This window comes from Sphaerochaeta sp., from assembly GCF_050256055.1.
In the GTDB taxonomy this organism is placed as follows: Bacteria; Spirochaetota; Spirochaetia; order Sphaerochaetales; family Sphaerochaetaceae; genus Sphaerochaeta.
Genome location: NZ_JBFWIJ010000042.1, coordinates 1 through 11667 on the forward strand (window position 1 = coordinate 1; position 11667 = coordinate 11667).

The following is an 11667-nucleotide window of genomic DNA, read 5'->3' on the forward strand; positions in this document are numbered from 1 at the left end:
GAGCGGACCTCAGCCGATTGTATTCCTGAGTACTCCCAATCCTTCGATGACGATCTCCACGGTATCCCCATGATGCATGCCGCTGATGCCACCCGGGGTTCCTGTCAAAATGATGTCTCCGGGGAGCAGGGTCATGACCTGTGAAAGATAATGCACCAAAAAGGGGACGGAAAAAATAAGGTTGCTGGTATTCGACTTCTGCATCGTCCTTCCGTTCACCTTGCTTTCAATGCTCAGGTTGGAGGGGTCCACCTCATCGCTGATGTAGGGCCCGAACGGGCAGAAGGTGTCGAAGCTCTTGGCAATCGTCCATTGCCCTTGCTTGGGTTGCAGATCCCGTGCAGTGATGTCATTGGCACAGGTATATCCCAGAATGTAGGAATTGACATCCTCCAAGGGGATGAAACGTCCCTTCTTGCCGATGACCACGGCAAGCTCGGCTTCATAGTCCAGCCGCTTGCACATTGCAGGATATTCCACGACCTTCCCCGGTGCCAAGGCGGCCGTGGATGGCTTGAGGAAAACCACCGGTTCGGTGGGGATGGGAAGTTGGAACTCCAGGGCATGGTCGCGGTAGTTCAAGCCGATGCAAACAGCCTTGGAATAGTCGCAGGGAGCAAGCAGCTCGACTGAGTCCAGACTGAGGTAGGTTTCGGTTTTGGTGTAGTGGTCGAAGGGGGAACCTTCAAGCACCTGGATGGTGGTATCATCAAGCAATCCGTAGGCGACGGTATTGTTGGTTTTGAAGCGTACGTATTTCATACAAGAAGCATAGCAAAGAGACGCGGGAAACACAATTGACAAAGCATGAGATTCCCAGCACCGTATAGGATATGAAACGGTATGCAAAATGTCCCTTGGCCCGAACCTGCGGCGCCTGTCAGTTGATGGAATTCTCCTATCCCAAGCAGTTGGATATGAAGATGCGGTATCTTGAGGAGTTGCTCGGCCATTTCGGTCCGATAGCCCCGATCCAAGGCATGGATGATCCCACCGGCTACAGAACGAAGATTCAGGCGGTATTCGGTTATGATTGGAAAAAGCAATTGGCAAGCGGCATCTACCGGCAGGGAACCCACCAATTGGTTCCCATTCATTCCTGCATGGTCCAGCATCCACTGGCCGACCGTATCCTCAAGACCATCCGTACGCTTTCCCATCGGTTCCAAGTCAGTGCCTATGATGAGGATACCGGCTTTGGATATCTCAGGCATGTGTTGATCAAGATCAGCAGAACAACCGGGGAAGCCATTGTCGTATTGGTCTGCGGTCAATGGCAGATCCCCTCAGCCCCGGACTTCCTTTCAGCCCTTCGCCAGCAGCATCCTGAGATAACAACCATCGCCGTACACATCAACCGTGAGCAAACCAGTATGGTACTCGGCGAACAGCCGGTGAAAGTCATCTGGGGCAAAGGGTTCATCGAAGAGCGTCTGTGTTCGCTGACTTTCCGGATTTCCCCCACTTCCTTTTTCCAGGTCAATGTACAACAAGCCGAGGTCTTGTATACGCTTGCCATGCGTATGGCCCGGATCACCAAGGACGATCTCATCGTCGATGCCTACTGCGGAACAGGCACCATCGCCCTCATTGCAGCCAAAGAGGGGGCAAAGGAGGTGTTGGGCATCGAATCGAACGAACAGGCAGTCGAGGATGCCAAGGCGAATGCAGAGCGCAATGGACTGGACAATGCGCAGTTCATTACCGCCGATGCATCTGTATACCTGAAGGAAATGGCCAAACAGAAGAAATCCTGCGATGTTCTCTTTCTTGATCCTCCCCGCAGCGGCAGTGATGAACGGTTCTTATCTGCCGCCATCAGGCTTCGACCCAAGCGCATCGTCTATATTTCGTGCAATCCCAAAACCTTGGAACGTGATCTCAAGTATATACTCCAGTTTGGACCGTATCGGGTGGTGGGTATGCAACCGGTGGACATGTTTCCGCATACCGACCATATCGAGACGGTGGTATTACTGTCGAGGCTGGAAGCGTGAACGTATCCAAAAGTTATGGGAAGTGGGGCGTGGGTTGGTTAGAATTTTCTCAATTGCCCAGTATCCACTCGGCGATATCATCCAATACTTCGGCCGACATTGTTTGAGGGATCTTGTATTCCTTTTTTGCGTCCTTGACTTTTGCATACACCGACTTCATGAACAAATGATTGAGTCCGGGGTAGATCTTGAATTGGACATTGGGTTTTCCTGCACAAATTTGCTGGTATAGAGCATAATCCTTTTCCATTGAAACTTGGAAATCCTTATCGCCTTGCAAAATCAGAACAGGTTTCTCAATCTTGGACAGATACTCGGCAGTGGGATGGCTGGCCATCTCTTTGAAATACCATGCATAGGATTTTCCCAGGATCTTTGTGGCTTTTGCTTCTTCCTCGCTCATGACGGCGATGGCATCAAATTTGGATTTGAGCCCTGCGATTTGCTTGGTTGCGATCTTTCTCAGGAATTTGGGCAGTTGATCGAGCACAGCATAGTTTTGGCTCATGATGATATCAGCCAAAGTGCGTGGCGAACCTGCGCAGATAATGATGCCGGCGAAATTCCCGCCTTCAGCATCGATGCGCGGTGCAAGCATGCCTCCAAGACTGTGGCCCAGTATGAACACCTTGTCAGGGTTTATTCTGGCATGACTTTTTGCCAGTTGGGCGGCAAGGATTGCGTCTTCGATTGTTTCGACTTCAACGGACGCATTTCCTTTGAGTTCTTCCACCAACTGCTTTCCGTATATCTTTGAACGCTTGTCGTAGCGAATCACTGCGATTCCTTTGGCTGATAATGCTTCTGCTATATCGCTGAAAGGCTTGTTTGCACCAATGCTCTCATTCATATCCGAAGGACCTGAGCCATGTACCAGCACCACAGCCGGTACGTGTGAGGTACAATGCTCCGGCATCGATAGAATCCCGTTCAATGGGTAGTTTGTTCCCTTGCCGATACATATCTGTTCGTTCATATTCATTGCCTCCCATCGCCTTTGTCAGGCTTTTCGTAGGAACTTCTGCATTTTTTGAACCAGCCGTTGATATTCGCGGTGGTCATGCAATGCATCAAAGGCCGGATTCATCAGGATATCATGCAACATGCTTTCCTTGATGACTTTCTCGCTTCGCGGTGTGGATGCCTCGAAGTCATGCAAAAACGGGTCGACCAGGTCGAAAAAGGAATCCCCCTGCAACGCGAAGGGGAAGAAATCTCCTACGCAGGTATCCACAAATTCATCAAGGAGTGCAAGCGCTTTTTCGGTTATATGGTTCGCGCAATACATCTGCGCGCCCAAGGCATCAAGCAGAATGACATTGTTTGGGTTCAGATGTTTCATATTGAAAATCCGTGCAAAGTCCGCTGCCCGCACATAGGCTTCCTCCGCTTTCCCGAACGTATCCATATTCTGTTGCAGGATGTTCAGCAATATTTGGAAAGATGCCATCACATACTGGTATAACTCTGCTTGCAGCGTCTCTTTCGCTTTGTCGACCGCTCCCATACTCTGGTACGCTTGTGAGACCAATATACCCTCAGCCAGTATGCGTTTCGGTCTATCCCCAAGCAAATCCAGGACTTCTTGCGGATTCTTCAGCGCCAAGCAACATATCGCCTGATACAACACCGCTTCCCTGTTCAATCGTACATCTCCACTTTCCTTCTGTATCCGTTCGCAGAGCGCTACGGTTTCGTGCAGAAGAGCCTCCTGTTGTTGCAGACTTTCAGCAAGCATAAAGTGGTTTGTGTACAACTTGGCGATGTAAAGCAAGAGCGGAAAGCAGGAATAATACTTCTTGATGATGGTTGCACAATTTGCAATCACCTTGGTAAACGGCAGACGAGCAAAATCCTCAGCCAGCTGGATGTAGAGCTCATTGATGGCGGATTGTTCCAATTGCGGAGAATAGCCCATCAACTCATCAATGCTGATGGTGAAATATGCAGCAAGCGGTGGGAGAAAGGTGATATCAGGATAACTTTGCCCCGTTTCCCACTTGGATACCGATGCTTTGGATACACCGATAAATGCTGCAAGCTGATCCTGTGTGACACCTCGTTCCTTACGTTTGGTTGCTATGACCGATGCCAGATTGATTTCTTTCATCACCATCCCCTTCTCGTATAAATATATGGTTGACAATGTCAACTTACAAGCGACTTATAGGTTACTTTCCGCGGGAAAATCAACCACGGGGAAACACAACCATGCAGAGATGCGTATCAGATGGGGCGGCTGAAGTCCAATTGCTGTCTACAGACGAAGGCTTTCTTGGGGGAATTGCAAATTGCCCATATTCCTTGAGAAGAGACAGATCTGAACCCGGGCATATACGATTATGCTTGCCATTTGGGCCAAGGAGGAATACAAATGACAACATATTACATCATGAATTGTTGAAGATTTGCTTTGATGTCCATTGACCCGGGAGAAGAATTGTATGAGCAAGGTAGTTATTCAAGAATGCAGGAAGTATGATCTTGATACCATGATTCCACAAATCAATGCCGCCGTGGAGCTGCTCGGCGGGTGGGATGCATTTGTCAAACCGCAGGACAAGGTGTTGCTCAAGGTGAATCTGATCGGACCGAAAACCAGCGACTCTGCAGCTGTTACACACGCTGAGTTTGTACGGGCGGTGGTACGGATTCTGAAAGGGAAGGGTTGTACTGTCTGGATCGGTGACAGCTCGGGAGGTGCCATTGCGGGAATTGCGCCTACCAAGCAAGGGCTCAAGGTTTCCGGTTATCTGACGGTTGCTGAGGAAGAAGGAGCGGAAGTAAAGAATTTTGACCGTGAGGGCGTGGTGGCGGTACAACCGGAAAGTCGGTGCGAAGAAACCATGTATATTGCAAAGCCGATGTTCGATGCCGACGTAGTCATCAATCTGCCGAAATTCAAGACACACTCAGCCCAGATCTTTTCAGGAGCGGTAAAAAATGTATTCGGATGCATCCCCGGCCTGAAAAAGGCCAAATATCATAAAATGGCTCCCAATCCAAGTGATTTCGGCCAGATCATCTGTGATATCCATAAGGCGACGAACATCCGCCTTCATATCATGGACGGGATACAGGCAATGCAGGGGGAAGGCCCTACGGCAGGCAGTGCCTATCAGGCGAACAAAATCCTCGTAAGCGAGGATCCGTTGGCCTTGGACACGGTTGCAGCGAGCATGGTGGGGATTGCCGTGGAGGATGTGCCGATCCTGGAAACTGCCCGCACGCGGAATCTGGGAGAAAGCAAGCTTACCCAGATAACCCTTGCCGGAGATTACGATCATGTTCCTGAATTGGCTCGTTTTACCTTGCCCAAGCGATTCGGGGAAACCAGGAAGCGCAACAGCAAGGTCCTGGTCAAGGTCATTGATTTTTTTGCCACGCGCCCCAAGATCAATCTTGCTCTGTGCAGGAAATGCAATATGTGCGTGGAAAGTTGTCCGGTACAAGCAATTGACAAGGAAACGAAGCAGATTGATTATGATGCCTGCATTGAATGCATGTGCTGTCATGAACTCTGCATGCATAAGGCAGTGGAACTGGTAAACCAAAACAAGGTGGCGGGTCTGATATCAGGTTTTCTCAGAAAATAGGGATCGAAGGCGAACATCCAACCGCATAATCTCGATGGCATATACGTATTCAGGATGCAGGAGGTCGTCCATGGAAATTCAGGTACTGGAAAAGAACAGGGTGCGTATGGCACGCATCACGTGTGAGCATGTATTGATCAATGCGGTCGATGATGCGCTGGATCTGATGGCGACCATCCGTTACCAGACCGGTTGCAGTCGTATCATTCTTGACAGTACAGCCTTCACGGTGCAGTTTTTTGACTTGAAAACCAGGTTGGCCGGGGAGATCCTGCAAAAATTCTCAACCTATCAGATGAAGCTTGCCATCATCGGTGATTTTCTCCATGTTTCCAGCAAAAGTCTGAGGGATTTCATCTATGAAAGCAATACAGGTCATGACATATTCTTTGTTGCTTCTGAAGCACAAGCTGTCTCTCGATTGGCCGGTTCTGAAACCTGAACGGAAAAGAGGTGTCATAGGTTCTCTCTTCGGCTAGGAATATGATACTATTGGGGAGAACGCCGAGGAGTTTTTCATGATTACCTTCCCAGTTCTCTTCATCAATCTGCTTTCCATCATCATGATGGGCTTGGTCATTGCAGCTGCATGGATGGTACGTACAAAACGTGCTGCGAAGGAATTCTTCATCGCTTCCTGTTTCATGCTCATTTGGTCAATCGGTTCGTTCGCCGAGATGATCAGCTCGACCTTTACCGCAAAACTGTTCTGGCGCAATTTCACCCAGATCGGGGTGTTTCTTGCTCCGGTAGCTTCGCTTGTCTTTTCCTTGGCCTATACCGGTTTTTTCAGCCGTCATTTCAAACTGATCCGACGCCTGGTCTACCTGTTTCAGAGCTTGGGGGTGCTGTTGGTCTGTACGGATTGGCTGCACCATCTCATACGGGTCTCGGTGCACATGGTGAAGACCGATTTGTATGAGACGGTGGTGGTGGAAACCACCATTTTCGGAAAGATACTGGTCTCCTTCAATTTCCTGTTCATGTTGGTTGCTTTCTTCATCATGCTGTTCGCCACCATAACCGCCTCCAAGTCAACCCGTAACCAGATCATCGCCGTCCTTTTGGGCATGGTCATCCCCATCATCTATTCCTTGCTCAAGGTCATCAGTGATGAAAAGATTCTCGGTCTGATACCCATCTCCGGGGTGTTTGCACTCTCCGGGTTCTTCATGCTCCTCGGCATCCATCGGTATGACCTGTTCAGACTGACACCACTGGCACACCAGCAGGTGTTCCAGTTTCTGGGAGAAGGGATTGTCATCAGCAGCAACGATGCCCAGGTCATTGACGCCAATCCGGCAGCCAAAACACTCTTGGGTGAATCATATGCACAGATTGCCGAGAATCTGAAAAACCATGTCCCCCAGTGGCACCGAGTCGCATTGGAAGGACGAGAAGCAACGTTTGAAACCAGGATCGACAAGCGTTTTTTGAAAGCCACCCTGTATCCGATCACCAACAACCGCTCTGATTTGGTAGGTTCGGTTACCCTGTTCAAGGATATCACCAAGGAAAAGCAACAAATGGAATTGCTGCGCATCCGTGCCGAGGTGGATGGACTGACCGGGCTGCTCAATCGCCAAACATTCATAGAACAGGTCGAGCGACAGCTTGCCAAGAGCACCGAGGAAGTCCATCTTATTTATTTCGATCTGGACCACTTCAAACTGCTCAATGATGTACACGGACATCGCTCGGGAGATGCGGCATTGAAGATGCTCGGGACCTTGGTTCATACATTGTTCGACCACCGCTGTCTCTCTGGACGGATGGGCGGTGAGGAGTTTGCCGTTTTTTCAACGGTCTTCACCCGGGAGGAGATTCTTAAGAAAGCGGAGGCTTTGCGCGAGGCCGTGCAAAACTACCCATTCACCTATGGGGGGACCTTGTTGAAGATCACGATCTCCGTCGGAGTGGTGACTACCAGGAAACCGAGTTTCGACGACATCTATCTGCTTGCCGACAACCTGCTCTACCAAGCAAAACAAGAAGGCAGGAACTGCGTCCGGTCGAACTGACATCTGGACAGTATCCGACGCACTCGATAGAGTGTGTGCACTGGATGCAATCATGGTTGCTCGCCCTGACCGATAAGGACTAGTTCTATGGAACGTGCAGTCGATTCTCCCGCAACTTCAGTATTCAACCGCAGGATTGTTCTGTTTTTAGTCAGCCAGAACCTCTCGTTGTTCGGTTCCTCTGTGGTAGGGTATGCCATCATATGGTACATCACCTTGGAAACCTCGTCGGGTGTCTTCTTGATGCTTGCCACCCTTGCCCAGATGGTTCCCCATCTTTTGATCAGTCTTTACAGCGGAGTCTGGGCCGACCGGTACAATCGCAAATACCTGATCATGCTCTCCGACAGTTTCATCGCATTGGCTACCTTGGTGTTGGCATTGTTGTTCGGCCAAGGCTTTGGATCGATCCAAGCCTTGCTGGTCGTTTCGGTGATCCGCTCCTTGGGCGGCGGGGTGCAAGGACCGGCGGTCAATGCAATCATTCCCCAATTGGTTGAGCAGCAGCATCTGGTTCGTATCCAAGGCATCAACCAGAGCATCAATTCTGCTTTACTGTTGCTCTCCCCGGCCGTCGGTGGACTGATGCTCTCCCTCTTCTCACTGACTTGGACATTCTATCTTGATGTGCTTACTGCAACGTTGGCGGTGGTGGTATTCAGTTTCATCAAGGTCGGGAAACTTGTCAGAGATGCACAGCCGCATTCGGTGGCGAAGGACATGCGCATCGGGCTATCCTATACGCTCAGGCATCCGGTCCTGCGGAATCTGTTGGTCTGTTACAGTTTTTCCTTCTTTCTCATCACCCCTGCGGCCATTCTGACCCCGCTGATGATCGAGCGTTCCTTCGGTCCTGAAGTATGGCGGCTCACCCTCAATGAGATGGTCTGGACCCTCGGGGCCTTGGTCGGCGGCATTCTGGTTTCCTTGAAAGGGTCCTTCTCCAATAAGGGGAAGGCAATCGCATTCTCCCTGATGGCATTCGGCTTCTGCTTCGCCCTGTTGGGTATTGCACGCCCCTTCTGGGTGTATCTCGTCATCTTGGGATTGGGGGGAATCTTCATGCCGGTGATCAACACGGCGGAAATCGTGATGATCCAAGAGACCAGCGATGCAGAGAAGCTGGGCAGGGTTTTCTCGATTGTCCAGTTGATCGCAGGCAGTGCCATGCCGTTGGGAATCCTGTTGTTCGGTCCTTTGGCCGACCGATTCACAGTCGAGATTCTGTTGGTGATCAGTGGGATCCTGCTTGTCGTAGTCGGGCTTGTATATGCACGCAGCGTGTCCTCAAGGTCACCTGCCGTATCATAGATTCGGGACAACCTTGGTAACGAACAGTTCGATCAAACGGGGACTGAATACGATATTGCTCCGCTCGGCAAGGTAGGCGATTGCCGCTTCCTTGCTGATCGTATCGCGCGTCAGGCTTGGACCGATCAAATCTGCATAGTTGTTGGCTAGGGCGAGAATTTGTGCCTCTTCGGCGATCGCTTCCCTGCGCAGTCCCTGCGGATAGCCGTTTCCATCCCACCGTTCATGATGGTGCAGCACCGCCTGTGCAAACGAAGCATACTCGCCGACCGATCGAAGGATGTTGTAGCCGATTTCCGCATGCCGTTTGAATTCCAGCAACTCGCTTCGGTTCAGGGATTCAAAGGGTTTGGTCAGCAGAGCCGGATCGAGGGCGATCTTTCCCAGGTCATGATAAAGTCCAGCCAGATACATATCCTGGACTTTGTGCTTGGGATATTCCAAGACCTTTGCGAAGGCGGCGCAAAGATCGGCAACCAGTTGGCTGTGGGTTCTAAGTGTTGCATCTAGACTGAACAACCGTTCCAACAGGGTGGATATGACTTCCTTCTTGAACGTCATGCTGCCCGAGAGTTTGTTCTGGTACATGACATCCTCAGCCACCTTGAAGGTGTCCTCAAGCGGTGACTCTTCTTCCTGCTTGACCGCATACCCGAAGGAAACCGACAGCTGGATTCCCTTGATCTGCTCCTTGACCAATGCCGCATTCAGACGTGTGACGATCGCTTGGGCATGCAAGGCATCGGTTTGGGGAAGCAGGAGGACGAATTCATCACCGCCGATACGGCTGACGATGTCTCCTTCCCGACACGTCTTGCGCAGGATTTCGGCGACCTTGCAAAGCAGGGCATCGCCGGCTTCATGTCCGAAGGCGTCGTTGGTCAGCTTCAATCCATCCACGTCGGCGAGTACCAAGGTCAAGGGATAATACATCTCATCGTCCATTTCCTGCTTCACCTGGTCGTAAAAACGACGGTTGTGCAGGGTGGTCAACGGATCGGTGAAGCTGAGCGAGATCATTTCGTGCTGTCGTTTCCGCTGTTCGGTATTGTCCCGGAAAACCAGGACAACCCCGGTTACTGCATGTTCCTCATCGAGAATGGGAGCAGCACTGTCATCGATGTACCGTTCGAATCCGTCACGGGCGATGAGGATGGTATCTTCGGCAAGTTCCACCGCCTTCTGTTTGGCCAGCACCTGGGCAACCGGGTTTGGACAGGGCTGTCGGTCCTTGCCGCACAGGATCTTGAACACTTCCTCGAAAGCCCGTCCTTTCGCTTCCTCATCACGCCACCCGGTGAGCTCCTCAGCCGACTTGTTCATAAATTGAACATTGCCATGTGCATCAGTCGAGATCACTCCATCGCCGACCGAACGCAAGGTGGTCTCAAAGAGCTTCTTCTCAAAGGCGAGTTGCGTCTCCGTATTACGTTGCTGGCTGATGTCGTCGATGATCATGGCGAAATAGCCGTATTCCGGACTGAAGGAGGAAATCCTGAAAAGCCGGTTCAGGCTGCTGCTGAACGCTTCGTAGCTCATCGATTGCCCGCTTACCGCCACCTTCCCATTGTTTTCAAGCCAATAGGGTTCCACATATCCCAACAGCTCGGTAATGCGCTTTCCCACCGATTCCTTGGGAATGAGGCCGGTCTGCAATTCGAAGTTCTCATTGACCCTGAGCAGGGTGAAGTCGTTGGGTTTTCCCGTATCGTCAAGTAGGATCCGGCAATAGGCGAAGCCTTGGTTCATCGCTTCAAAGAGTTTGCGACTTTCCGCTTCGCTGCGTGCCAGAGCCTCTGCATCCGCAATCCGCTGGCTGATGTCCGCATGGGTTCCGATCATCAGGACGGGATTGCCTTCCGCATCCCTTCTGATCACCTTGCCTTTACTGAGGATCCAGACCAAGTGCCCATCCTTGTGCCGCATTCTTAGGTCGCAGGAAAAAGTGGACAGGGTATGGTTGAAATGCGTTTCCAGACTAGTCTGGAGGTGGGGCAGGTCGCTTGGTTCCACCATCTTTTGGAATGCTGTGAACGTGAATGGTTCCAATTCCTGCTTCGAATAACCCAGCAGCTCGGCCCACGTCTCGTTGATCTGAATCGTTTCCAGGGGAATATTCCATTCCCAGCTTCCCAATTCGGAGGCTTGGATGACCCCGGCAAAGAGATCTCGTGCTTCTGTGAGCTGTTTCTGATCCTTTTGCTGCTGTTTTTGATAGCGATCCAGGCGTAGGATGGCCCCCCATCCGGCGAGGAAGGTGACCAAGATGATGAAGAACGGTTCCAGGAAGGAGACCCATCTGTCCACCGTATACCAATAGTTCATCTGTTGTTGGTGTGCTTCCAACAGTTGGTATTCCGCATTCTCAATGTCGGTGAGGATGGATTCCAGTCGGTCGGCGATGAATTGGGAATTATCCATCAGAGAAGGCATCTTGTTACTTGCAAACAGCTCTGCAGGGTTGTCGGCATAGGTGTCACGGTGCTGGAGAAGCGGTTGTACCGCTAGCTCGATCAAGGAATCGAACGAGACCTTGAGCATTTTGATCTTGCTTTGCTGCAGGTCATTGTCCACAGTCAGAATACCCAATCTGATCTGATGCTGGTCGAAGCTGTAGGTGTTGACCCCGATGTCCTCTAGAAATTTCCGTTCTCCGGTCAAAAGATATCCCCGCTCGGCAAGACGGATGTTCTGGAAGATTCGCATCAACGATTTTGTTTCTGCTATGACATCATAGGTACG

Annotated in this window: 9 protein-coding genes; 5 read left to right on the forward strand and 4 right to left on the reverse strand. The window is 51.0% G+C overall.

Annotation, left to right across the window (positions count from 1 at the left end; genetic code table 11):
• Positions 1–9: 9 nt before the first annotated feature.
• Complete coding sequence (locus tag AB7C91_RS13020; protein WP_428592130.1) at positions 10–762, reverse strand: fumarylacetoacetate hydrolase family protein; 753 nt, start codon at positions 760–762, stop codon at positions 10–12.
• 71 nt (positions 763–833) lie between these two features.
• Between AB7C91_RS13020 and rlmD the strand changes: the two genes are divergently transcribed.
• Complete coding sequence (gene rlmD / locus AB7C91_RS13025; protein ID WP_332447299.1) at positions 834–1997, forward strand: 23S rRNA (uracil(1939)-C(5))-methyltransferase RlmD; 1164 nt, start codon at positions 834–836, stop codon at positions 1995–1997.
• A 49-nt stretch (positions 1998–2046) separates the two neighbouring features.
• Here rlmD and AB7C91_RS13030 read toward each other — a convergent pair whose 3' ends face one another.
• Together AB7C91_RS13030 and AB7C91_RS13035 are read right to left on the reverse strand one after the other, a co-directional pair.
• Positions 2047–2973: an alpha/beta hydrolase family protein gene (locus AB7C91_RS13030; protein WP_428592134.1), complete on the reverse strand. Its 927-nt coding sequence runs from the start codon at positions 2971–2973 to the stop codon at positions 2047–2049.
• 24 nt (positions 2974–2997) lie between these two features.
• Positions 2998–4107, reverse strand: a complete 1110-nt coding sequence (locus AB7C91_RS13035) for a helix-turn-helix domain-containing protein (protein ID WP_428592137.1) — start codon at positions 4105–4107, stop codon at positions 2998–3000.
• 334 nt (positions 4108–4441) lie between these two features.
• On the opposite strand from AB7C91_RS13035, the gene AB7C91_RS13040 reads away from it, so the two are divergent.
• The 4 genes from AB7C91_RS13040 to AB7C91_RS13055 all read left to right on the forward strand — a co-directional run bounded on the left by AB7C91_RS13040 (position 4442) and on the right by AB7C91_RS13055 (position 8925).
• The gene (locus AB7C91_RS13040; RefSeq protein ID WP_332447296.1) at positions 4442–5593 is read left to right on the forward strand and encodes a DUF362 domain-containing protein; all 1152 of its coding nucleotides are present in this window, start codon (positions 4442–4444) and stop codon (positions 5591–5593) included.
• A gap of 70 nt (positions 5594–5663) precedes the next feature.
• On the forward strand, positions 5664–6035 hold the full coding sequence (locus AB7C91_RS13045) for a DUF4180 domain-containing protein (RefSeq protein WP_332447295.1): 372 nt from the start codon (positions 5664–5666) through the stop codon (positions 6033–6035).
• A gap of 76 nt (positions 6036–6111) precedes the next feature.
• Positions 6112–7614, forward strand: a complete 1503-nt coding sequence (locus tag AB7C91_RS13050) for a histidine kinase N-terminal 7TM domain-containing diguanylate cyclase (protein WP_332447294.1) — start codon at positions 6112–6114, stop codon at positions 7612–7614.
• An 87-nt stretch (positions 7615–7701) separates the two neighbouring features.
• On the forward strand, positions 7702–8925 hold the full coding sequence (locus tag AB7C91_RS13055; RefSeq protein ID WP_332447293.1) for an MFS transporter: 1224 nt from the start codon (positions 7702–7704) through the stop codon (positions 8923–8925).
• On the opposite strand, the gene AB7C91_RS13060 is transcribed toward AB7C91_RS13055, so the two are convergent.
• Positions 8920–11667: diguanylate cyclase domain-containing protein (locus AB7C91_RS13060; RefSeq protein WP_428592142.1), on the reverse strand; the 2748-nt coding region annotated here is incomplete at its 5' end. The genes AB7C91_RS13055 and AB7C91_RS13060 overlap by 6 nt on opposite strands.